The 21,093-nt window shown below is 68.9% G+C and carries 20 protein-coding genes; 13 read left to right on the plus strand and 7 right to left on the minus strand.

What is annotated here, in order from left to right:
* Positions 1-170: 170 nt before the first annotated feature.
* Positions 171-947 (minus strand): CHAP domain-containing protein, encoded by a 777-nt coding sequence (locus AC3XYG_RS28830; RefSeq protein WP_489143320.1) that lies wholly within the window; start codon positions 945-947, stop codon positions 171-173.
* A 572-nt stretch (positions 948-1,519) separates the two neighbouring features.
* On the opposite strand from AC3XYG_RS28830, the gene gabD reads away from it, so the two are divergent.
* From gabD to AC3XYG_RS28845, 3 genes are all read left to right on the plus strand, one after another.
* The gene (gene gabD, locus AC3XYG_RS28835; RefSeq protein ID WP_489143321.1) at positions 1,520-2,977 is read left to right on the plus strand and encodes an NADP-dependent succinate-semialdehyde dehydrogenase; all 1,458 of its coding nucleotides are present in this window, start codon (positions 1,520-1,522) and stop codon (positions 2,975-2,977) included.
* Positions 2,978-3,033: 56 nt separating this feature from the next.
* Positions 3,034-3,531 carry a ribose 5-phosphate isomerase A gene (gene rpiA / locus AC3XYG_RS28840; RefSeq protein WP_489143322.1) on the plus strand — a complete coding sequence of 166 codons (498 nt, stop codon included), beginning with the start codon at positions 3,034-3,036 and terminating at the stop codon, positions 3,529-3,531.
* Positions 3,532-3,807: 276 nt separating this feature from the next.
* The gene (locus AC3XYG_RS28845) at positions 3,808-4,491 is read left to right on the plus strand and encodes a class I SAM-dependent methyltransferase (protein WP_489143323.1); all 684 of its coding nucleotides are present in this window, start codon (positions 3,808-3,810) and stop codon (positions 4,489-4,491) included.
* On the opposite strand, the gene AC3XYG_RS28850 is transcribed toward AC3XYG_RS28845, so the two are convergent.
* Positions 4,481-5,641 carry a cyclic nucleotide-gated ion channel gene (locus AC3XYG_RS28850; protein WP_489143324.1) on the minus strand — a complete coding sequence of 387 codons (1,161 nt, stop codon included), beginning with the start codon at positions 5,639-5,641 and terminating at the stop codon, positions 4,481-4,483. The genes AC3XYG_RS28845 and AC3XYG_RS28850 overlap by 11 nt on opposite strands.
* Before the next feature lie 122 nt (positions 5,642-5,763).
* Here AC3XYG_RS28850 and gor point away from each other — a divergent pair, with 122 nt between their 5' ends.
* Both gor and AC3XYG_RS28860 read left to right on the plus strand, forming a co-directional pair.
* Positions 5,764-7,146, plus strand: a complete 1,383-nt coding sequence (gene gor / locus AC3XYG_RS28855) for a glutathione-disulfide reductase (protein ID WP_489143325.1) — start codon at positions 5,764-5,766, stop codon at positions 7,144-7,146.
* A gap of 24 nt (positions 7,147-7,170) precedes the next feature.
* On the plus strand, positions 7,171-7,920 hold the full coding sequence (locus AC3XYG_RS28860; protein WP_489143326.1) for a class I SAM-dependent methyltransferase: 750 nt from the start codon (positions 7,171-7,173) through the stop codon (positions 7,918-7,920).
* 28 nt (positions 7,921-7,948) lie between these two features.
* On the opposite strand, the gene AC3XYG_RS28865 is transcribed toward AC3XYG_RS28860, so the two are convergent.
* On the minus strand, positions 7,949-8,434 hold the full coding sequence (locus AC3XYG_RS28865; protein WP_489143327.1) for a YbjN domain-containing protein: 486 nt from the start codon (positions 8,432-8,434) through the stop codon (positions 7,949-7,951).
* Positions 8,435-8,698: 264 nt separating this feature from the next.
* Here AC3XYG_RS28865 and AC3XYG_RS28870 point away from each other — a divergent pair, with 264 nt between their 5' ends.
* Positions 8,699-10,087, plus strand: coding sequence for a class II 3-deoxy-7-phosphoheptulonate synthase (locus AC3XYG_RS28870; protein WP_489143328.1), 1,389 nt, complete (start codon positions 8,699-8,701; stop codon positions 10,085-10,087).
* Positions 10,088-10,164: 77 nt separating this feature from the next.
* The gene (locus AC3XYG_RS28875) at positions 10,165-11,337 is read left to right on the plus strand and encodes a nicotinate phosphoribosyltransferase (RefSeq protein WP_489143329.1); all 1,173 of its coding nucleotides are present in this window, start codon (positions 10,165-10,167) and stop codon (positions 11,335-11,337) included.
* Positions 11,338-11,346: 9 nt separating this feature from the next.
* Here AC3XYG_RS28875 and AC3XYG_RS28880 read toward each other — a convergent pair whose 3' ends face one another.
* Positions 11,347-11,874 carry a hypothetical protein gene (locus AC3XYG_RS28880; RefSeq protein WP_489143330.1) on the minus strand — a complete coding sequence of 176 codons (528 nt, stop codon included), beginning with the start codon at positions 11,872-11,874 and terminating at the stop codon, positions 11,347-11,349.
* Between the two features lie 144 nt (positions 11,875-12,018).
* On the opposite strand from AC3XYG_RS28880, the gene pabB reads away from it, so the two are divergent.
* Both pabB and AC3XYG_RS28890 read left to right on the plus strand, forming a co-directional pair.
* Positions 12,019-13,395 (plus strand): aminodeoxychorismate synthase component I, encoded by a 1,377-nt coding sequence (gene pabB / locus AC3XYG_RS28885; RefSeq protein ID WP_489143331.1) that lies wholly within the window; start codon positions 12,019-12,021, stop codon positions 13,393-13,395.
* Positions 13,395-14,198: an aminotransferase class IV gene (locus AC3XYG_RS28890; protein ID WP_489143332.1), complete on the plus strand. Its 804-nt coding sequence runs from the start codon at positions 13,395-13,397 to the stop codon at positions 14,196-14,198. The genes pabB and AC3XYG_RS28890 overlap by 1 nt, the downstream gene beginning before the upstream one ends.
* 9 nt (positions 14,199-14,207) lie before the next feature.
* Here AC3XYG_RS28890 and AC3XYG_RS28895 read toward each other — a convergent pair whose 3' ends face one another.
* The 3 genes from AC3XYG_RS28895 to thrS all read right to left on the minus strand — a co-directional run bounded on the left by AC3XYG_RS28895 (position 14,208) and on the right by thrS (position 17,222).
* Positions 14,208-15,119, minus strand: a complete 912-nt coding sequence (locus AC3XYG_RS28895; protein ID WP_489143333.1) for an extracellular catalytic domain type 1 short-chain-length polyhydroxyalkanoate depolymerase — start codon at positions 15,117-15,119, stop codon at positions 14,208-14,210.
* 75 nt (positions 15,120-15,194) lie between these two features.
* Complete coding sequence (locus AC3XYG_RS28900) at positions 15,195-15,911, minus strand: hypothetical protein (RefSeq protein ID WP_489143334.1); 717 nt, start codon at positions 15,909-15,911, stop codon at positions 15,195-15,197.
* A gap of 96 nt (positions 15,912-16,007) precedes the next feature.
* Positions 16,008-17,222 carry a threonine--tRNA ligase gene (thrS, locus tag AC3XYG_RS28905; protein WP_489143335.1) on the minus strand — a complete coding sequence of 405 codons (1,215 nt, stop codon included), beginning with the start codon at positions 17,220-17,222 and terminating at the stop codon, positions 16,008-16,010.
* A gap of 348 nt (positions 17,223-17,570) precedes the next feature.
* On the opposite strand from thrS, the gene AC3XYG_RS28910 reads away from it, so the two are divergent.
* The 4 genes from AC3XYG_RS28910 (at position 17,571) to ribD (ending at position 20,853) form a co-directional block, all read left to right on the plus strand.
* Positions 17,571-17,981 (plus strand): MbcA/ParS/Xre antitoxin family protein, encoded by a 411-nt coding sequence (locus AC3XYG_RS28910; RefSeq protein ID WP_489143336.1) that lies wholly within the window; start codon positions 17,571-17,573, stop codon positions 17,979-17,981.
* Positions 17,972-18,679, plus strand: coding sequence for an RES family NAD+ phosphorylase (locus AC3XYG_RS28915; protein ID WP_489143337.1), 708 nt, complete (start codon positions 17,972-17,974; stop codon positions 18,677-18,679). The genes AC3XYG_RS28910 and AC3XYG_RS28915 overlap by 10 nt, the downstream gene beginning before the upstream one ends.
* Positions 18,680-18,856: 177 nt before the next feature.
* Positions 18,857-19,528, plus strand: a complete 672-nt coding sequence (locus AC3XYG_RS28920) for a GTP cyclohydrolase II (protein WP_489143338.1) — start codon at positions 18,857-18,859, stop codon at positions 19,526-19,528.
* Positions 19,529-19,566: 38 nt separating this feature from the next.
* Entirely contained in the window at positions 19,567-20,853 is a 1,287-nt protein-coding gene (ribD, locus tag AC3XYG_RS28925) for a bifunctional diaminohydroxyphosphoribosylaminopyrimidine deaminase/5-amino-6-(5-phosphoribosylamino)uracil reductase RibD (RefSeq protein ID WP_489143339.1), read from the plus strand.
* Positions 20,854-21,093: the final 240 nt, after the last annotated feature.

Genomic DNA, 21,093 nt, shown 5'->3' on the forward strand with positions numbered 1-21,093 from the left:
TGTCATGAGATTAATATTTGGAGAATTATGACGTTTATTTAGTTGCGGGACCCATGGAATCGTTGGGCCAGTCCCGGGATAAATACCAATGCGATGGCGATTGGCGGAAATGAAAAGGGCCTGCCCGCGGATCGCGGACAGGCCCTGGATCGTCAGCGCCGGGGGAGGCGTCAGTCGCGTTCGGCGACCTGGGTGTTCTGCGGATAGATGAAGCCGTAGGTCGGATAGACGGTGGTGCCCATCTGGCCGCTCGGCTGATGCCAGAAGCGGGTCTGGCTCCAATCGTTGTTGCGCGACACGTCGATCACCCGGGTCGGCTCGTTCACGCGGCCACGCGGGGCCCAGTTGGCGTGATCGACGATGATCTCGCGGGCGCTGACCACCCGGCGCACCACGGCGACGTGGCCGCTGCGCATGCCGCGGGTGCTCTTCAGCACGATGACCGAACCGGTCGCCGGCATATGGCCGCGGCTATAACGGCCGGCGGCGCCATCCCACCAGCGATAGGCATCGCCGGAAATCTGGAAACCGGTCAATTCGCGAGCGAAGGGAACACAAGACCAGCTGCGACGTTCACCCTTCAGCATGGCGACGCGCTGGATCTGGCGCTGTTCCGTGCCGCGGGCGACTGCAGGCTGTGCCGTGACCGGGGCGGTTGAGGTTTGGACGGCGCGGCGGACCGGCAATGGGGCCTGCGCGACCGGAGTCTGATCCGGCTGGGCGGCTGCATCGGCCGTCTTGGCCGCGGTTTCGAAGCGGTGGACCGCGTGGCCGCCGGCTGCGGCAGCCGCCGCATTCAGGTCCCGCGTGGTGCGGGAATCGGCAAATGCAGTCTGGGTGAGGAACCCGACGCTACACGCGAGCGTTAACAGACTGACAGTGAGGGTACTGATTGGGCGCTTGGCCCGACGTTGGATAACTGAAGCATCTTCAGTGTCGCGGGTCATCACTGGCCCGTCCCCCCTGCGCTGTTCAACCGGACTTCACTCGCTCCCTTGGTGCTCCAATCGGATGCAGCACCTTTCCGTCCGGCTCGTCCGATGACACCAGTCATCGCCCCCTCACCGGCAAGGACGTCTAGTAACATTCTGAAATACTTTCCGCCAAGCGAAAATGACACGCTGCCGCCAAATTCTCGCCCGATTTGGAACACCAGTATTGGAGCGGTGCCGCAACATGTATTCCAGCAGTCCGTAAAAAAGTTATTCGGTTTTTGCGGAGTGCATGGCTCGCTCCATACGCCTAATCGGGTGGCCGTGAACCCGATGCTGGAAAGTCGAGTGGTTCAATTAACTGTCACCGCTATTTGAGTGACGACGGTCACAATGCCTGATAACCCCCTCATCGTCCGACATAAGCGGGCGATGTTCCGGTTTTGAACCTTGGCGAAGCGAGGCGAGGTCCGCGTCCGGCGCATAGCAGCTTTCCGAGACTGCTTGGCCGGCTGGGAATGCCCGCGCTACAAATCACGCGGAATCATGGCGGCCTGTCCGCCGGGAAACACGGGAGATCGGGACCGATGCAGCTCAGCGACTCGAAGCTTTTCCGCCAGCAATGCTACATCGACGGCCGCTGGGTCGACGCGGATGACCACAGGGTGATCGATGTCACCAACCCGGCCGGCGGCGCCAAGCTGGGCACGGTGCCGCGGGCCGGCGGGGCCGAAACCCGCCGTGCGATCGCCGCTGCAGACAAGGCCTGGCCGGCCTGGCGGGCCAAGACGGCGCAGGAGCGATTCGCCATCCTGCGCCGCTGGTTCGACCTGATGATGGCGAATCAGGAGGATCTGGCGAAGCTGATGACGGCCGAGCAGGGCAAGCCCCTGGCCGAAAGCCGCGGCGAGATCGCCTATGCCGCCAGCTTCATCGAATGGTTCGCCGAAGAGGGCAAGCGGATCTACGGCGACACGATCCCGGCGCCCGCCGGCGACCGCCGCATCATCGTGCTCAAGCAGCCGATCGGCGTCTGCGCCGCGATCACGCCCTGGAACTTCCCGGCCGCGATGATCACCCGTAAGGCGGGCGCCGCCTTGGCCGCCGGCTGCACGATGGTGGTGAAGCCGGCCAGCGAGACGCCCTATTCGGCGCTGGCGCTGGCCGAGTTGGGCGAACGGGCCGGCATTCCCACGGGCGTCTTCTCGGTCATAACAGGCGCCTCCAGCGAGATCGGCGGCGAGATGACCAGCAGCCCGACCGTGCGCAAGGTGACCTTCACCGGGTCGACCGAGATCGGCAAGCTGCTGATCCAGCAGGCCGCAGCCACGGTGAAGAAGGTGTCGATGGAGCTGGGCGGCAATGCCCCGTTCATCGTGTTCGACGACGCCGATCTCGACGCGGCGGTGGTGGGAGCGATTGCCTCGAAATACCGCAACACCGGCCAGACCTGCGTCTGCGCCAACCGGCTGCTGGTGCAGGACGGCGTCTATGACGCCTTCGTCGCCAAGCTGTCGGCGGCGGTGGCGAAACTGCAGGTCTCGGACGGCATGACCGACGGTGCGCAGCAGGGCCCGCTGATCAACATGAAGGCGGTGGAGAAGATCGAGGAGCACATTGCCGATGCGGTCGAGAAGGGCGCCCATGTCGCCCTCGGCGGCAAGCGCCACGCCCTCGGCGGCACCTTCTTCGAGCCGACCATCCTGACCGACGTGACGCCCGACATGAAGGTGGCGCGGGAGGAGACGTTCGGCCCGCTCGCGCCGCTGTTCCGCTTCAAGACCGAGGCGGAAGCGATCCAGATGGCCAACGACACCGAATTCGGCCTGGCCTCCTATTTCTATAGCCGCGACATCGGCCGGATCTGGCGGGTCGGCGAGGCGCTGGAATACGGCATCGTCGGCATCAATGAAGGGCTGATCTCCACCGCCGTCGCCCCGTTCGGCGGGGTGAAGGAGAGCGGGCTGGGCCGCGAGGGCTCGAAATACGGCATCGAGGATTATCTCGAGATCAAGTACCTGTGCATGGGCGGCCTGAACAGCTGACGGCCGACGCGTCCGGCCCCTATCGGGCCGGACCTTTTTTCTCGATGGCGGGGTGAATGATGGCGGATCCGGTCCTGTCGCCACAGGAAGCAGGCAAGCGCGCCGCGGGCGACGCCGCGGCCGCCCTGGTCGAGGACGGCATGCGGCTGGGGCTCGGCACCGGCTCGACGGTGCGCTGGGTGCTGGAAGCCCTGGCCCGGCGGATCCGGCAGGAGGGGCTGCGGGTCACCGGCATCCCGACCTCGGAGCAGACGGCGGCGCGGGCGCGCGAGCTCGGCATTCCGCTGACGGATTTCGCCGAGACCGAGGCGCTGGACCTCTGCATCGACGGCGCCGACGAGGTCGAACGCGGCACGCTGCGCCTGATCAAGGGGCTGGGCGCCGCCCTGCTGCGCGAGAAGATCGTCGCCGAGGCCGCGGGCCGCTTCATCGCCGTGGTCGACGCCTCCAAGATCGTCGGGACGCTGGGCGAGAAGGCGCCGCTGCCGGTCGAGGTCACCATGTTCGGCTGGGAGGCGACGGCGCGCCGATCCGCACCGATGGCGGCAATCTGATCCTCGACTGCGGCGGCTTCGCGCCGATCCGCGACCCCCTGGGCCTGCAGGCCCGGATCAAGACGATCGCCGGCGTCGTCGAGACCGGACTGTTCCTCGGCGGCGCGGAGCCGGCGATCGTCGGTGGCGCGGATGGCGGGGTCGAGGTGCTGCGCAAGGCGTAGACGTCCCTGTCGATCCGGCGGGTGACGACATGGAAGCGCGGCGATACAGTCGCGCTCTTCCCAGCGGGCCGGCCCTGATCCGGCGCCGCCCACCGGACAGCGAGACAGCGCCATGACCACCGCCCAGGCGAATTACGGCACCTGGCATGCCGATCGCGACCGCGAAGTCGCGATGGCGGATGGCCACCGGCCGTATTGGCGGCATTTCATCGGCCTCGTGCCGGAAACCGACCTGGCCGACAGGGACGTCCTCGATTTCGGCTGCAACCGCGGCGACTTCCTACAGCTGCTGCACGCGACGCGGCCGTTCCGGTCGGGACTCGGCGTCGACATTGCCACCGAATCGATCGCCGCGGCCGAAGCGGCGAAGGGCGACCTGCCGGTCGACCACCGCGTGGCCACCGACCTGGCCCCCTGGGCCGGCGGCTTCGACATCGCCTTCAGCTATGAGGTGATCTACCTGCTGCCCGACATCGCCGATCATGCCACCCAGATATTCCGGGCGCTGCGGCCCGGCGGCGTCTACTACGCGGTCACCGGCTGCCACACCGATAGCCCGCTGTGGCCGCGCTGGCGCACCCTGATTGCCGGGATCACCAATGCACCGGTGCAGGACCGGTCGCCGGACGACTATGCCGCGGCGTTCACGGCGGCAGGGTTCTCGGTGTCGCTGAAGAAGTTCGGCTTCGACGGCTTCGTGCCGGTGCCGAAGGACCCGCGCTACTATCCCAGGCTGATCGACGCCGTGACCTATGGGGCGGAAGACAAGCTGCTGTTCCGCCTGGTCAAGCCGTAGGGTTCGACGGCGCGGTGCGGCGGCGCCCTTCTTCGGCGATCGCCTCGGCCAGATCCGGGCGCTGGCCCGCCATGTAGCGGAAATCGGCGGCGTCGAGCACCAGCAGCGAACAGGCGGTGTGCGCCACCACGGTGGCGGTGCGCAGCCCGTCGTGCAGCAGCGCGACCTCGCCGAAGAAGGAGCCTTCGGCCAGGATCACCGGCTCGGGCAGGCGCACCTCGACCTCGCCCCGGACGATGAAATACATGCAGTCGCCGACCTCGCCGCGGCGGATGATGGTGCCGCCGACGGAAACCTCCTTCTGCCGCAGCGCCCGGGCGATTTCGCCGATCGCGGCGGCGCCGGCGGTGCGGAAGAACGGCACCTCCGCCACCAGCGCCCAGATCCGCACGAAATCGCGCCGCCGGATCTCGTCGGCAAAGCCGGTGGCGAGGATACCGGCGAGCAGCGCCAGCACCATGATGCCCGCGATCATCACCGTGGAGCCCAGCATCCGGCCGAGCGGGGTGACCGGCACGGCGTCGCCGTAGCCGGTGGTGGTCAGGGTCGCCATCGCCCACCACAGTGCCCGGGGACTGCTGCCGAAATGGGCGGGCTGCGCGGCACCTTCGACCAGATGCGCCAGCGTCGCCGCGATCACCACGACCGAGCCGAACATCAGCATGACGCCGCTCAGCGTCTGCCGCTCGTTGCGCAGGACACGGCCGAGCACGGCGATGCCGGGGACGTAACGGATCAGCTTCAGCACCCAGATCATCTCGATCCCGCCGGCCGCAGTCTGCAGCATCGTCGCGCCGGGCTGCACCAGGATCGGCACGATCGGCAGCAGGGCGGCGGCGTCGATCAACCCGGTGGGCGACAGCGCCCAGCGCAGCCGCACCGCCCAGGCCGACCGGTCGGCGCGACCCGGCGCCTCGATCGCGGTCCACAGCCGCAGCCCGTATTCGATGGCGAAGACGATCACGAGGAAGATGAAGGGCAGGCGCAGCATATCGGCCTCGATCGGCACCGTCGGCTCGGTGCTGAGGGCAGCCAGGACGAGGCCCGTGATCACCGCGATGATCTGTGCGGTGCGGGCTGCGACGGCCAGGCGGCTGCGCCCGTTGGGGTCGAGGATCGCGTGGATCCGGCGGCGAAGATCGGGGGCCATGGTGTCGCGTTGTTGTGCCGGGGATCTTGCGCCGGCATCCTGTCATGTGCAAATCCCGTTGGTACTGGCCGCCTGGCCAGACCACATCCGCGGTTTCGCTTCGTATCCCCCGGGACTCAATCATGGCCAGCTACGATTTCGACTACTTCGTCATTGGCGGCGGATCGGGCGGCGTCCGCTCAGCCCGGATCGCGGCCCAGCACGGCGCCCGGGTCGGCATCGCCGAGGAACGCTACTGGGGCGGCACCTGCGTCAATGTCGGCTGCGTGCCGAAGAAGCTGCTGGCCATGGCGGCGCATTTCTCCGCCGATTTCGAGGATGCCGCCGGCTTCGGCTGGACCGTCCCCGGCGCGACGCATGACTGGGCGACGCTGATCGCCCGCAAGGATGCCGAGATCGGCCGGCTGAACGGGATCTACCGCACCCTGCTGACCAATGCCGGCGTCACCATGTTCGACGCCCGGGCCGTGCTGGTGGACGCCCACACCATCGATGTCGGCGGCAAGCGCGTGACCGCCGACCGCATCCTGGTCGCGACCGGCGGCTGGCCGGTGTTGCCGGACCGTCCCGGCGTCAAGGAGCACGCCTTCACCTCGAACGAGGCGTTCCATCTGGAGCGGATGCCGCAGCGCATCGTCATCGTCGGCGGCGGCTACATCGCGGTCGAATTCGCCGGCATCTTCCACGGCCTGGGGGCCGAGGTGACGCTGGTGCATCGCGGCGACATGGTGCTGCGCGGCTTCGATGACGACCTGCGCGTGCATCTTGCCGCCGAGATGGGCAAGTCCGGGATCACGCTGCGCCTCGGCGCCGAGGTCGAGGGCATTGCCAAGGTCGGTCAGCACCTCGCCGTGAGCCTGAATGATGGGGAAGTCATCGCCGCTGATGGCGTGATGTACTGCACCGGCCGCAAGCCGAACACGGCGGGGCTGGGGCTCGAGGCCCTGGGCATCGCCCGCGACGCCGATATCGCGATCGTCGTCGACGAGCAGTACCGCACCAGCGTGCCCAACATCTACGCGCTGGGCGACGTCACCGACCGGGTGAACCTGACCCCGGTGGCGATCGCCGAAGGCCACGCCCTGGCCGACACCCTGTTCGGCGGCCGGCCGCGGGTGCCGTCCTATGAGAACATCCCGACGGCGGTGTTTTCGAACCCGCCGATCGGCACGGTTGGGCTGACCGAAGCCGCGGCGCGGGAGCGATACGGCGAGGTCGACGTCTACCGCGCCGTGTTCCGGCCGATGCGCCACACCCTGTCGGGCCGGGAAGAGCGCACGCTGATGAAGCTGGTGGTCGACCCCAAGACCGACCGCGTGCTGGGCTGCCACATGGTCGGCAGCGATGCGCCGGAGATCACCCAGGGGCTGGGGATCGCCCTGACCTGCGGTGCCACCAAGGCGCAGTTCGACGCCACCATCGGCATCCACCCGACCGCGGCGGAGGAATTCGTCACCATGCGCAGCAAGGTCGAACGCCCGGCCAGCCCCGGCCTGGCGCAGTGACGGTCAAGCAGTGACGGTCAGGCCATGACGGACGGACCGCAGAACGTCTATGACGATCCGGCGTTCTTCGCCGGTTATGCGGCCCTGCGCGAAAGCGAAAGCGGGCTGAACGCGGTGCTGGAGCAGCCGGCCTTCGCCCGGCTGCTGCCGGCGTCGCTGGCCGGCCTGCGCATCCTCGATCTCGGCTGCGGCTTCGGCAACTTCGCCCGCGCCGCCCGGGTGCAGGGCGCGGCCTCGGTGCTGGCGGTCGACGTCTCGGCCAAGATGCTGGCCGAGGCCCGGCGCCGCACCGCCGATCCCGCCATCTGCTACGAGCAGGCCTCGATCGAGACGGTGGCGATGGGCGAGGGTGGCTTCGACCTGATCGTGTCGTCGCTCGCCCTGCACTATGTCGCGGACTATCCGGCCGCAGTCCGGCGGATCGCGGCGGCGTTGGCGCCCGGCGGCCGCTTCGCCTTTTCGGTCGAACATCCGATGTGCACGGCGCTGGGCGGCAGCCAGTGGCAATGTGATGCCGAAGGGCGACGGCTGCATTGGCGGGTCGACCGCTATGGCGAGGAAGGGCCGCGGCAGACCCGCTGGTTCGTCGACGGCGTGATCAAGCATCACCGCACGATCCAGACCTATGTCGGCACCCTGATCGGTGCCGGGCTGGTGCTGGCACGGCTGGAGGAGCCCGGGCCGGTGCCCGAGGCGCTGGCGGCCCGGCCGGCGCTGGAACAGGAACGCCGGGGGCCGCCCTTCCTGCTGATCGCCACGGACCGGCCGCGATAGCGCGCGGCGGAAGACGCTCCGTCCGGTCCTACTGCTTCACGCCTATATGGGTGGCGAAGTCGGATACGGCGGAGAAATAGGTGTTCAGCAGCACCTCGATGGCCGATTTGCCGATGCCGCCGGTGGCGTTGATGTCCATTTCCAGCACCGGCGCCTTGACGCTGTTGATGTAGGCGCGGGTCCAGCGGTTGTCGGAGTTCCAGGCGTTGATCACGCTGGCATAGACCGTCTTCTCGGTCGAATAATTGCCCTGCAGCATGATGTCTTCGCACAGGCCCTTGGCGTTGCACTCGAAGAAGTAGATGCGGATGTTATCGGCGCCGCTGTCGCCGCCGGACAGTGTCAGCCTCGGGTCGCCGGACTCGTCCTTGTCGACGGTGTAGTCGCCATGGCCGGTGTTCTTCAGCGCCTTGCCGATGCTGTCGGTGGTGAACTTCAGCACCATGTCGTCCGCCATGGCAGGGCCGGCCGCCAGCAGGATCACGGCGGCCAAGGCCGATAGGGCACGCATCATCGGAACTCCCTGATCTCTCCCCCGCCACAGATGCACCGCAATCATGGCCGCGCCGGGGCGAACGGACGCATGTCGCTAAAATACCGCCATCCCTGGCGAGAATGCGAGGTGTGCAACGGAGAATGATTGCGATCCTTGCCAGCCGGGCCCGGCGCTGCGACGCTGGAAATGACGGGTGGGCGGGCGTATAGCCTCGCATCCGGTCCATGCCCGCCTGTGCAACAGATGGCGGCGGGCATGATCGAAAGGTGTGGAGTGACGGTGATGGCGGAACGGTGGACCCCTGAGTCCTGGCGCGCGAAGCCGGTGAAGCAGATGCCGAACTATCCCGACGCGGCCAAGCTGGCGGCGGCGGAACAGACCCTGTCGAAGTACCCGCCGCTGGTCTTCGCCGGCGAAGCCCGCTCGCTCAAGGCGGCGCTCGGCCGCGTGGCCGACGGCAAGGCGTTCCTGCTGCAGGGCGGCGACTGCGCCGAAAGCTTCGCCGAATTCCACCCGGACAAGATCCGCGACACCTTCCGCGTGCTGCTGCAGATGGCGGTGGTGCTGACCTTCGGCGGCGGCCTGCCGGTGGTGAAGGTCGGCCGCATGGCCGGCCAGTTCGCCAAGCCGCGCTCCGCCGATCTGGAGACGATCGACGGCGTCACGCTGCCCTCCTATCGCGGCGACATCATCAACGGCGTCGATTTCGACGAGGCGTCCCGCGTGCCGGACCCGGCACGGATGGTGCAGGCCTTCAACCAGTCGGCCGCCACGCTGAACCTGCTGCGCGCCTTCGCCCAGGGCGGCTATGCCGACCTGCACAAGGTGCATCAGTGGAATCTCGGCTTCGTCACCCGGTCGCCGCAGGGCGAACGCTACGAGGCCTTCGCCAGCCGGATCGACGAGGCGCTGGAGTTCATGGCGGCCTGCGGCGTCAATGCCGAGACCACGCCGGCGATCCGCGAGACCGATTTCTACACCAGCCATGAGGCGCTGCTGCTGCCCTATGAGCAGGCGCTGACCCGCGTCGACAGCACCACGGGCGATTGGTACGACGTCTCCGCCCATCTGCTGTGGGCCGGCGATCGCACCCGCCAGGCCGATGGCGCGCATGTCGAGTTCCTGCGCGGGGTGAAGAACCCGCTTGGCCTGAAGTGCGGCCCGTCGCTCGACCCCGACGACCTGATCCGGCTGATCGACGCGCTGAACCCGGAGAACGAGGCGGGCCGGCTGACCCTGATCGTGCGCATGGGTGCTGACAAGGTCACCGACAAGTTCCCGCCGCTGCTGCGCCGGGTGCGGGACGAAGGCCGCAACGTGGTCTGGTGCTGCGACCCGATGCACGGCAACACCATCACCTCGCCCTCCGGCTACAAGACCCGGCCGTTCGACCGGATCCTGTCCGAGGTGCGGGACTTCTTCGACGTGCACCGGGCCGAGGGCACCCATCCCGGCGGCGTGCATTTCGAGATGACCGGCCAGGACGTCACCGAATGCACCGGCGGCGCCCAGGCGATCACCGACGAGGCGCTGTCGCTGCGCTACCAGACCGCGGTCGACCCGCGGCTGAACGCCAGCCAGTCGCTCGAGCTCGCTTTCCTGATCGCCGAGAAGCTGAAGCAGGAACGCAGCACCCGGGACGCGGCCCGCCGCGCCGCAGCGGCGGAATAACAACCGGTGCCGGCCGGCCCCGCCTTGCGGTGGTTGGCCGGCCGCCCAGCCCCCTGTTCGTCAAAGGAATGGTGGCCATGATCCCTTCGGTCGACGATCTGTCACGCTGGACCGACAAGTACTTCATGCGCACCAAGGGAATCGTGGAGCGCTTCGGCGACACCCGCGTCACCTATGCCATCTTCATGCGGCGGCCGGTGGTGTCCGCGCCGCGGCTAGCGATCGAATGGCTGCAGCAGGTGGCGCAGGAGCGGGGCTTCGCGGTCGAGATCGACCTGCGCTATCGCGAAGGCAAATGGGTCGGCTCCGGCGAGCCGATGCTCTACATCACCGGCCCGCTGCGCCATCTCGTCGATTGCGAGACGGTGCTGCTGCAGAAGCTGGGCCCCGCCTGCGTCGCTGCCTACAACGCCTACACCATGTGTGCCGAGCTGCCCCGCGCAGGCTTCCTGGCGATGGATGCCCGGCATTGCGCCGGGACCGAGATGGCGGAGGAGATGGCCTATGCCGCAAGCGTCGGGTCCGCCCGCGCCAAGCGCAAGCATGACGCCAAGGGCTTCATCGGCAACGCCACCGATGCGACGGCGCATTTCTTCGGCCAGCCGGCCGGCTTCGGCACCATGCCACACGCCCTGATCGGCTATGCCGGCTCGACCGTGCGGGCGGCCGAGATGTTCCACGAGGTCTTCCCCGACGATTCGCTGACCGTGCTGGTCGATTACTTCGCCCGCGAGGTCAGCGACGGGCTGGAGGTCTGCCGCCGCTTCCCGGACATGGCCGCGGCCGGGCGGTTGTCCGTGCGCATCGACACCGGCGGCGGCCGCTACATGGAAGGGCTGGACCCCGGCGAATCCTATGCCGTGCTGGAACGGCACGTGCCGGAGGCGGTGCGCGGCTATCGCAGCGAAGAAGAACTGCGCCATCTGATCGGCACCGGTGTCTCGGCCGCCGCGATCCACCATCTGCGCGACAAGCTGGACGAGGCCGGCTTCGGCAAGGTCCGCATCGTGGTGTCCAGCGGCTTCAGCCCGGCCAAGTGCCGGGTGATGGCGCTGGCGCGCGCGCCGATCGACGTGGTCGGCACCGGCAGCTTCCTGCCGGAGCGCTGGAGCGAGACCTACGCCACCGCCGACATCGTCGAATATGACGGCAAGCCGATGGTGAAGGTCGGCCGCGAATGGCTGCTGCGGCTGCGGCCCGACGGCACCGCCCGGCCGGGGCCGGATACCATTGCCGGCTCGGGTATCTGACGGCAGGCGTCAGGGCAGGGCGGGCTTCGATCGCCGGCGCCGAGGCGTGCCGGACTTGCGGTCGTCCTGCCCGTCATCGACGGTGCCGCCCTCGACATCCTGCTCCACCGAGGCGCTGAGCCGCTGGAACAGGCCGAGACCGAGCATCATGCCGGTGCCGGCCACGATCAGGGCGGTCGGGTACAGCATCAGGTTCACGTCGTCGCGCGCGACCTTGAAGATGGTCACCAGCGCCTCCAGGAACACGGCGATGACCATGGTCGACATGAACTTGGTCAGGCTTTTCCGGACCTCGGAGGTGCGCCGCCGCTCTTGGCCGCGATGCACCTCTTCCTCCAGCAGGTATTTGGCGACGTCGAACACCGCGATGGCGATGATGAGATAGCCGATGACGTCGAGCAGGGCGGTGTCGGTCGCGGCCTCGGGCGTCTGCAGCGTCATCCACACCGAATAGACCGCATAGGCCATCAAACCGCCCGCCAGCAGCATCAGGATGACGCTGACGAGAAAGAAGACCGCGCGCGAAACGTATTCCATGGCCGTCTCCCGAAGGCGCGGCGGACCGGCTGTATCCGCATCCGCCGCATGCTAGGTTCGGGCCGACCGTCACAGAGCCCGCTTTTGAACGTGAACGATCGTCTGGCCACCCCGTTCCCTCCATCGTCCGCGGCAGCCGCCGCGATGTCGCCATTGCTGTGCCGGCCGATCCCCTGGCGCGACCCGGTCGAGGCCTTCGCCGCGATCCGGCATCGCGATTGGCCGGTGCTGCTCGATTCCGCCCTGGTCGATAGCGTGCGCGGCCGGTGGTCGCTGGTCGCGGCCGATCCGTTCCGGCGGGTCGAGGTCGCGGCCGGGGAGGATGCGGCGGATCCCTTCGCCACCCTGGCCGACCTGCTGGCGCGCTACCGGATCGAGCCGGGCCATGGCCTGCCGCCGCTCGGGCCGGGGGCGATCGGCTGGCTCGGCTATGAGGCCGGGCGCTTCGTGGACCGGATGCCGGCGCCCCGGGCCGAAGGGCTGGACCTGCCGGATGCCGCGTTCGGCCTGTATGACTGCGTCGCCGTGTTCGACGCATTGGAGCAGCGGGCCTTCGTGCTGTCGACCGGCTGGCCCGAGACGGAGGCTGCTGCGCAAAGCCGGCGGGCCGCGTCCCGGGCCGACGATCTGGCCGGCACCATCGCCGCCGCCCCGCCGCTGCCACCGCCGGAGGTGGCGCTGCACGGCATCTGGCGGGCGGAAACCCCGGCGGACGCCTATCGCGACGGTGTCAGGCGCATCCGGGACTGGATCGCCGCCGGCGACATCTACCAGGCCAACCTGACCCAGCGCTTCCTGGCCGATTTGCCGGACGGGCTGGACCCGTTCACGCTGCATCGGCGGCTGCGGGCGCTGTCGCCGGCGCCCTTCGCCGCCTTCCTCGATTTCGGGGCGGGCCGCTGGATCGCCAGCGCTTCGCCGGAACGGTTCCTGTCGGTCGATCCCGATGGGCGGGTCGAGGCCCGGCCGATCAAGGGCACGCGGCCGCGCGGTGTCGACCCAGCGACGGATGCCGCCCTGGCGGCCGAGCTGCAGGCCAGCACCAAGGACCGGGCCGAGAACCTGATGATCGTCGACCTCTTGCGCAACGACCTGTCCCGGGTCTGCGCCGTCGGCACCGTGCGGGTGCCGGTGCTGTGCGGGCTGGAGAGCTTTCCGCGCGTCCACCACCTGGTGTCGGTGGTGGAAGGGCGACTGGCCGCGGGGCATGGTGCGGTCGACCTGCTGCGCGCCTGCTTCCCCGGCGGGTCGATCACCGGCGCGCCGAAAATCCGGGCGATGGAGATCATCCGCATGCTCGAGCCGGCGCGGCGCGGGCCCTATTGCGGGTCGGTGATCCATCTCGGCTTCGACGGCTCGATGGATTCCAGCATCGTGATCCGCACGCTGTGCGGCGCCAACGGCCAGGTCGCGGCCCAGGCCGGCGGCGGCATCGTCTACGATTCCGATCCGGATGAAGAGTATGACGAGGCGATGGTGAAGGTGCGGCAGCTGCTGCAGGCGCTGGCGGGGGCCGGCTGATGCCCTGGCTGAACGGGCGAATGCTGGCGGCCGATGCGGCGCGGATCGACCCTGCCGATCGCGGCTTCACCCTCGGCGACGGGCTGTTCGAGACCATCCGGGTGCAGGACGGCGCCGCCGTCTGGCTGGACCGGCATCTGGCGCGCCTCGCCGATGGCTGCGCCGTGCTGGGGATTCCGCTGCCCTTCGATGGCGCCGCCCTGGCCGATGCCTGCGCTGCCATCATCGCCGCGGAAGGGATCGACCGCGGGGCCCTGCGCCTGACCGTCAGCCGCGGCCCAGGACCGCGCGGCGTGCTGCCGCCACCGAACCCGGTGCCGACGGTGCTGGTGGCCGGCCATGCCGGTGCTTCGCCGCAGAGTCCGGTAACGCTGGTCGTCGCCCGCAGCACCTGCCGCAACCAGCATTCCCCGCTCAGCCGGGTCAAGTCGCTCAACTACCTCGACGCGGTGCTGGCGCGGCGCGAGGCTGCAGGGCAGGGCGCCGACGACGCGGTGATGCTGAACACCGACGGCCGGGTGGCGGAAACCACCATCGCCAACCTGTTCGCCTGGATCGACGGGGTCTGGGTGACGCCGCCGCCCGCGGAAGGCGCCCTGCCCGGGATCATGCGGGCGGAGGTTCGCGGGCGGCTGCAGGCGGTGGAACGGCCGCTTATGGTCGAGGATCTCGTACGGGCGGAGGCGCTGCTGCTGACCAACGCGCTGTCGATCCGCGCCGTCGCCCGGCTGCAAGGCCAAGCCCTGGCTGCCGGGGATGACACGGCAGCGCAGTTGCGGCGCGACCTCGGCCTGCCGGAGTGATCGGTCCGGCTACGGTCGCGGATGGTCGGCGAAGAAATGCCAGATCCGCGGCGTGGCGACGAAGCCGCGGGTCACGCTGCCATCCGGCCAAGCGTGATAGCCTCCATCGACCACGTCATAGCGCACCGCGGTGCCGTCGCGGCAATCCGGGTAATCCTGCGCCTGGACGCCCGGCACCGATTCCCGCGCCACCGGCTCCGCCTTGCAGCCGTTGAAAGCGGCCCAGAACGCCACCGATTCCCGCACCGGGGGGAACTTGGCCCGGGCGTAGCTCTCTCGCTCCGGGGTGCCGTCGATCGGGACGGCGGTGTCGTCGGTGCCGTGGATGTCGATCACCGAGACCGGCTGCTTCGGCGTGCAGGACGGCACCAGGATGGCGCCCGAGACTACGGCCACGCCGGCAAAGAGATCGTCGGCCTCGCAGGCCAGGCGGTAGGCCATCATGCCGCCGGCAGAGAAGCCGGCCGCGTAGATGCGCCGCTGATCGATCGCGTGGTCCTGTTCGATCCTGGCCACCAGCGCCCGCACGAAACCGATATCGTCGGCCTCCTGCCGCATCGCCGAACCGCAGCAATCGCCGGCATTCCAGCTGAACTGGTTGGCGGTCTCGGCGGTCGGCTTGGCGCGGCCGGTGCCGTTGGGATAGGCGACGACGAAGCCTTCCTCATCGGCCTCGGCGCTGAAGCCGGTCAGGGCGACGGCGCTGGCGGCATTGGCGGCGCCGCCATGCAGCACGATCACCAGCGGCAATGATTCGCTGCCCGTGGCGGCCGGTGGCAGATGCAGGATGTAGCTGCGGGCAACCCCGTCGACGGCCAGGGTCGCCTCGACATCGGCGCCGGCGGCGCGGCCGGCATTCGCCATCAGCAGGGTGGTCAGAAGGGCAAGCCCGGAAAAGGCCAGGGACGTCAGTCGGGACATGAGGATCGCTTCAAGCAGTCTGCCGGCACAATAGCGCCTGCGGCGCGACTGTCAGCCCGTGATGAACCGCCGCATTCAGCGGCCAGCCATGCTGCGCCGCGCGCCGGTGTCCTGCGCCCTTCGATCGATCCGGCCGACGAGCTCGCGATGGGCGGGGGTGGCGGGATCGTTCAGGGCGGAGATCGACTGTGCCTGGGTCAGATGGCTCAGGCGTGCCAGCGTGCGGATGCGCTGCCGCCGCGTCTGCTTGAGATCGGAAGAGCGGTGCCGGAACAGGATCCGCCACAGCTCGCCGTCGCCGAACAGTTCGTTCAGCTCAGCGGCCGCCGTGTAGATCAGGAATAGCACCAGGATCCAAGTCTGGATGAAGAGAAAGCGATTCCAGGAGAAATTCTCCAGCAGATCGGCACCGAAGCCACCGATCCGGCCCGTATCCACGGCGTAGTGGATGAAGGCTTCCAGCAGCCGGGCGATGAAGACGAAGGCCCAGTAGACGAAACTCTTGAACAGGATCGGCTGGATCAGCGGCGCGTTGTCGAAGCGGCGCAGGAACGGCATCTTGTCGGCGACCAGCACGGATTTGCCCACCACCAGCGCCGCCGTGGTCGCGACCAGGAAGTTGACCGACCGGGCGAGGTGTTCAGACAGCACCAGGTTCTGCGTGAACACGATCAGGTTGAAGCCGACCAGGAAGAACAGGGTCGGCGGCAGGACGTGGCGAATCTCCTTGCCGAGATGGCGGAGGACACGGTGCAGGCGACCGTCCGCCGCCGCCGAGGAGGTGCTGGCCATCGACTTTCTCCGACGATCTGCGGCGTTACGGGACGGGCGGATCTTGGCGCCGAACCGGGGCGCGGCAAAGCCCAAACTGCCGCGCCCCCGAATATCCTAGGCGGCAAGGGCAGGGGGCTCCGCTGGCGACACCGCCTCCGCGCGCAGCCGGGCGATTGCGCCCGCCAGCGGCATCGATTCCTGCCTTCCGTCGCGGAACCGCAGTGCCACCGTGCCGTCCCGCGCCTCCCGGGCGCCAATGGCGGCCAGCACCGGGATGCCATCTTCGCGTGCGTCGACGATTTTGCGCGACAGCCGCTCCGGCCGTGCATCCAGGGCGACGCGCAGCCCGGCCTCCTCGAACGCCTCCGCGACGCGGCAGGACGGGGCGACGTCATCCGCCCCGATCGAGGCGACGACGACCTGCTCCGGCGCCAGCCACAGCGGCAGGCGGCCGTCATGATGCTCCAGCAGGATGCCGATGAAGCGCTCCAGGCTACCCAGCACCGCGTGGTGCAGCATCACCGGCACCACGCGTTCGCCGTGGTCGTCGACATAGGTGGCGCCCAACCGCTCCGGCATCACGAAGTCGAGCTGGATCACGCCGCATTGCCAGCGCCGGCCGCGGTTGTCGCGCAGATGGAATTCCAGCTTCGGCCCATAGAAGGCGCCTTCGCCCGGCAGGGTCTCGAACTCCAGGCCGGCCCCCCGCGCCGCCTGCGCCAGCGCCGCCTCGGCCCGGTCCCACACTGCATCCGACCCGGCCCGCTGCGCCGGCCGTGTGGCGAAGGCCACGTCGAAGCCGGCGAAGCCGAAATCGGCATAGACCTGGCGCAGCAGGTCGCAAAACCGGGAGACCTCAGCCTCGATCTGGTCGTCCAGGCAGAACACATGGGCGTCGTCCTGGACGAAGGCGCGGGCGCGCATCAGCCCCTGCAGTGCGCCGGACGGCTCGTTGCGATGCACGGCGCCGAACTCGAAATAGCGGATCGGCAGCTCGCGATGCGACCGCACGCGCTTGTTGAAGATCTGGACATGGCCCGGGCAGCTCATCGGTTTCAGCGCCATCATCCGGCCCTCATCCGCCAGGGCGAACATCTGGGCGCCGAATTTCTCCCAATGGCCGCTGCGGTTCCACAGGCTGCGCGCCATCATCTGCGGTGTGCGCACCTCGCGATAGCCGGCCCGGGCCATGCGCCTTCGCATGTAGTCTTCGACCACCCGGTACAGCGCCCAGCCGCGTGGGTGCCAGAACACCATGCCGGGGCCGTCCTCCTGCTGGTGGAACAGGTCGAGGCGGTTGCCGAGGCTGCGGTGATCGTTGTCGTCCATGAGAAGTCTCCGTTGCGTGAGGACCGGCGCAGGGAGACCCAGAAAGACCAAGGGCCCCGTCCGTTGCCGGCGGGGCCCTTTGGTGGATCGGTGAGGCGCTATCCGATCAGCGCACACGACCCCCGCACGACCCGCCAGTGGTGGCGGTAATCGTTTTGGTGGTCGCAGTGATCATCGGACGGTTCGCGTTCATGACGATAACTCAGACATGGCCGGTGCGCTTCGTCAATCGGCGCGAAACGCAGGCGAGCGATGCGCAACGGCGAGGGCTTGCCATCCGACGCAATCGCACTTATATTTCATCTCAAATGAGACTAATGATCTCAAATGAGATGAATTGGAGAGGCGATGATGGAGGCGCAACGGGCTGTGGCCCTGCCGCGCGGCGAGGAAGGGCGGATGGCCCGTGCGGGGTTGAATGCGTTCTTCGCCATCGCCGAGGCCTGGGGGCTGAAGGACGAGGAGAAGCGCGTGCTGCTCGGCCGCCCCTCCAAGGCGACCTTCTATCGCTGGAAATCCGGCGCCGCCGGCCACCCGTCGCCAGACACGCTGGAGCGGATCTCTTACATCCTCGGCATCTACCGGGCGCTGCAGATCCTGTTCAAGGATGCCGGCCTGGCCGATGGCTGGGTGCGGCGGCCGAACCTGGCCTCGCCCTTCGGCGGCCGGTCGGCGCTCGACCGCATGCTGTCGGGCCATGTCGCCGACCTGTTCGTGGTGCGCCGCTACCTGGATGCGGAGCGCGGCGGTTGGGCCTGACGCAGTCGAGCCTGATCCCGGCGGTCCGCCCCGTCGACTGGGAGTCGTGCTGGCGCATCATCCCCAGCCGGTTTCCGCCGATCGACCTGTTCGAGCGCATCGCCCCGCCGGAGGATTGGGAGGCGCTGATCGCGCTGGAATCCCTGACCAACGACCGGCTGCGCGACCAGGCCGGGGAGATCGCGCTGATTCCGCCGGAGGAGCGGATGAGCGGCCCGGGCACCAGCTTCATCATGGCCGCCTTCACCCATCTGCACCCGGATGGCAGCCGCTTCACCGACGGCACCTACGGCGCCTATTACGGTGCCGCGGCGCTGGCGACGGCGGTGGCGGAGACCAGCCATCACCGCAGCCGCTTCTTCGCCGCGACGGCGACGCCGCCGACCACGATCGACATGCGGGTCCTGGTCAACCGGCTGTCGGGGGACCTGCACGACATCCGCGGCCTCGGTGCCGAACTGCCTGATGTCTACGACCCCGTCGACTATGCTGCCGGCCAAGCGCTGGGGCGCAGGCTACGTGATGCGGGCTCCCACGGCATCGCCTATGACAGCGTCCGCCACGCCGGCGGGCAATGCGCCGCCGTGTTCCGGCCGCACACCGTGCTGACCCCGGTGCGGCAGGAACGGCACCTGACCTATCACTGGGACGGCACGCGGATCGCGTCGGTGCACGAGATCCGCGACCTGTCGCCGTAGCTCTTGCCGGGCCGCCAGTCCGGCCTTGCATCGGGGCATATGTTCGGCGATATGGGCGCATCTCGCCGCCGCATGGCGGGTTTCCGTTCGGCGGGGCTGGGAATGTGCCGGTTGCCGACCGATATTGAGGCCCAGACTTCACGTGGCTCGGTCGCGGCGCGGCCGGCGAGGACCCTGATGCAGACACCGGTCGAGATCCGCACCACCGTCACCATCCCCATCCTGGATGGCGCGGGCACCGGTGTCTTCAAAACCTTCCGCGGCTTTGCCGACGGTGAAGAGCATTTCGCCATCGCGTTGGGGCCGGAGGGGCGCGACCCGCCGCTGGTGCGGGTGCATTCGGAATGCCTGACCGGCGACGTGTTCGGTTCGCAGCGTTGCGACTGCGGCCCGCAGCTGAACGACGCCCTGCACCGCATCGGCAAGGAGGGCGGCTTCGTCCTCTATCTCCGGCGGGAGGGGCGGGGCATCGGCCTTTACGCCAAGCTCGACGCCTATGTGCTGCAGGACCAGGGCCTCGACACCTATGAGGCGAATGAGCGGCTGAACTTCCCGCACGACATGCGCGACTTCACCCCGGCCGCGCAGATGCTGCAGGCGCTCGGCGTCCACCGGATCCGGCTGCTGACCAACAACCCCGACAAGGCCAAGCAGCTCGAAGCCGCCGGCATCGAGGTGGTCGAGATCGTGCCGACCGGCGTGTTCGTCACCGAACACAACATCCAGTACCTCGAAGCCAAGGTCCGGAAGCACGCCCACCAGATCGATCTGCCGGAGCTGTCCGCCCAGATCGAGCGGCTGCCCCGCGCCGCCGGGGCGGCGGGGTTCCGGCGTCTGGCCAAGCCTTGACGTCCAAGGCGGTGGGCGGCAGACCGGCGCAGGCCCCGGTGGCCGCGCTCTCGCTGCGGCCCGGGTTCGGCTTCGGTGGCGTGCTGCAGGACACGCTGCCTGAAGGGCTGCGCAGCGCGGCCCCTTCCGTTTCCGTGTCTGGCGATGATGAGCGTTGGATGCTGGAGACGCTGCGGATGGCGATGACCCACAATGGGCTGTCGGATCCGAATCCCGTGGTCGGCTGCGTGATCGTCCGCGACGGCCAGGTGGTGTCGCGCGGCGCCACCGAACGGATCGGCGAGCGCCATGCCGAACGGGTCGCGATCGAGGCGGTGGCCGATCGCTCCGCGCTCCACGGCGCCACGGCCTATGTCACCCTCGAACCCTGCAGCCATCATGGCCGGCAGCCGCCCTGCGCCGATCTGCTGGCGTCGGTGGGGCTGGCACGCTGCGTCGTCGCGCTGCGCGATCCCAATCCGCTGGTCGACGGCGCCGGGCTGGCGCGGCTGCGGGCCGCCGATATCGCGGTCGATGTCGGCGTGCTGGCGGCGGAGGCCGCGGCCTGGCACACGCCTTTCCTGTTGCGGCAGCGGCTCGGCCGGCCGCTGGTGGCGGCGAAATGGGCCCAGACCCTCGACGGTCAGCTGGCCTATGATGACGGTGCCGAACGCTGGCTGACCGGCAAGGCGGCGCGGGCCCACACCCATTGGCTGCGCCAGAAATACGACGCGATCCTGGTCGGTGCCGGCACCGTGCTGGCCGACGACCCGGCGCTGACCGTGCGCGACGCGGCGGGCGAGCGCCACCGCCAGCCGTTGCGCCTGGTGTACGACCCGAATGGCCGGGCCCTGGCCGCCCTGCCGCGGCGGCTGGAGCGCTGGAAGGCCGGGCTGCTGTCGGCCGATGCCCCGACCGTGTTCTTTGTCGAGGCGGCGGCCGCGGCCCGGCTGGCCCCGCTACAGGCGCTGCTGCCGCCCTCGGCCGCCATGGTGACCCTGCCCGACGGCGTGCCCGCCGACGCCCTGTTCGACGCGCTGGTTGGGCCGGCCATGGTGGCGCGGCTTGGCCGGCCGGTCGCCTCGGTCATGGTCGAAGGCGGCCCGCGCCTGCTCGGCCTGTTGCTGGAGGCCGGGCGGGTCGACCTTGCCCATGTCTTCATCGCGCCGGTGATCGGCGGCGGCGAGCGGAACCGCATCGCCTTCGCCGGCAGCGTCGCCGCGACCCGGGGCTGGCGCCCGATCGCCAGCGCGGCCCTCGGCCCGGATCTGCTGGTCGAATATGTGCCGCCGGAGATGGCGGCCGATCTGGCGCGGCTTGTCGACATGGAATCCACTTCGGCGTAGCTAAACCGTGGCGTGCATTGTACCGTGCGCGCCCTGCGGTCCAGGCAGATCGGGCCGACCCACGTCCACGCGTGGCGTCCCCGGTCCGCCCCGTCCGTGCCGAGTGATTTTTGAGAGCTTGCCGTCGATGATGTATTTCGCCCCGTGGAAGAAGGTCGCCATCTGGGTGGTGTGCCTCCTCGGCGTGATCCTGAGCCTGCCGAACATCCTGCCGCGCAGCACGCTCGACGCGCTGCCGTC

The organism is Inquilinus sp., assembly GCF_057815775.1.

What these genes read in the sequence shown, in the direction of transcription:
- AC3XYG_RS28895 (WP_489143333.1), bottom strand. Translation starts at nt 15,119, where the DNA reads ATGTCCCGACTGACGTCCCTGGCCTTTTCCGGGCTTGCCCTTCTGACC.
- AC3XYG_RS28900 (WP_489143334.1), bottom strand. Translation starts at nt 15,911, where the DNA reads ATGGCCAGCACCTCCTCGGCGGCGGCGGACGGTCGCCTGCACCGTGTC.
- rpiA (WP_489143322.1), top strand. Translation starts at nt 3,034, where the DNA reads ATGATGGCGGATCCGGTCCTGTCGCCACAGGAAGCAGGCAAGCGCGCC.
- gabD (WP_489143321.1), top strand. Translation starts at nt 1,520, where the DNA reads ATGCAGCTCAGCGACTCGAAGCTTTTCCGCCAGCAATGCTACATCGAC.
- AC3XYG_RS28850 (WP_489143324.1), bottom strand. Translation starts at nt 5,641, where the DNA reads ATGGCCCCCGATCTTCGCCGCCGGATCCACGCGATCCTCGACCCCAAC.
- AC3XYG_RS28875 (WP_489143329.1), top strand. Translation starts at nt 10,165, where the DNA reads ATGATCCCTTCGGTCGACGATCTGTCACGCTGGACCGACAAGTACTTC.
- AC3XYG_RS28830 (WP_489143320.1), bottom strand. Translation starts at nt 947, where the DNA reads ATGACCCGCGACACTGAAGATGCTTCAGTTATCCAACGTCGGGCCAAG.
- AC3XYG_RS28880 (WP_489143330.1), bottom strand. Translation starts at nt 11,874, where the DNA reads ATGGAATACGTTTCGCGCGCGGTCTTCTTTCTCGTCAGCGTCATCCTG.
- AC3XYG_RS28910 (WP_489143336.1), top strand. Translation starts at nt 17,571, where the DNA reads ATGATGGAGGCGCAACGGGCTGTGGCCCTGCCGCGCGGCGAGGAAGGG.
- thrS (WP_489143335.1), bottom strand. Translation starts at nt 17,222, where the DNA reads ATGGACGACAACGATCACCGCAGCCTCGGCAACCGCCTCGACCTGTTC.
- AC3XYG_RS28845 (WP_489143323.1), top strand. Translation starts at nt 3,808, where the DNA reads ATGACCACCGCCCAGGCGAATTACGGCACCTGGCATGCCGATCGCGAC.
- AC3XYG_RS28890 (WP_489143332.1), top strand. Translation starts at nt 13,395, where the DNA reads ATGCCCTGGCTGAACGGGCGAATGCTGGCGGCCGATGCGGCGCGGATC.
- AC3XYG_RS28865 (WP_489143327.1), bottom strand. Translation starts at nt 8,434, where the DNA reads ATGATGCGTGCCCTATCGGCCTTGGCCGCCGTGATCCTGCTGGCGGCC.
- gor (WP_489143325.1), top strand. Translation starts at nt 5,764, where the DNA reads ATGGCCAGCTACGATTTCGACTACTTCGTCATTGGCGGCGGATCGGGC.
- AC3XYG_RS28870 (WP_489143328.1), top strand. Translation starts at nt 8,699, where the DNA reads ATGGCGGAACGGTGGACCCCTGAGTCCTGGCGCGCGAAGCCGGTGAAG.
- AC3XYG_RS28920 (WP_489143338.1), top strand. Translation starts at nt 18,857, where the DNA reads ATGCAGACACCGGTCGAGATCCGCACCACCGTCACCATCCCCATCCTG.
- AC3XYG_RS28860 (WP_489143326.1), top strand. Translation starts at nt 7,171, where the DNA reads ATGACGGACGGACCGCAGAACGTCTATGACGATCCGGCGTTCTTCGCC.
- pabB (WP_489143331.1), top strand. Translation starts at nt 12,019, where the DNA reads ATGTCGCCATTGCTGTGCCGGCCGATCCCCTGGCGCGACCCGGTCGAG.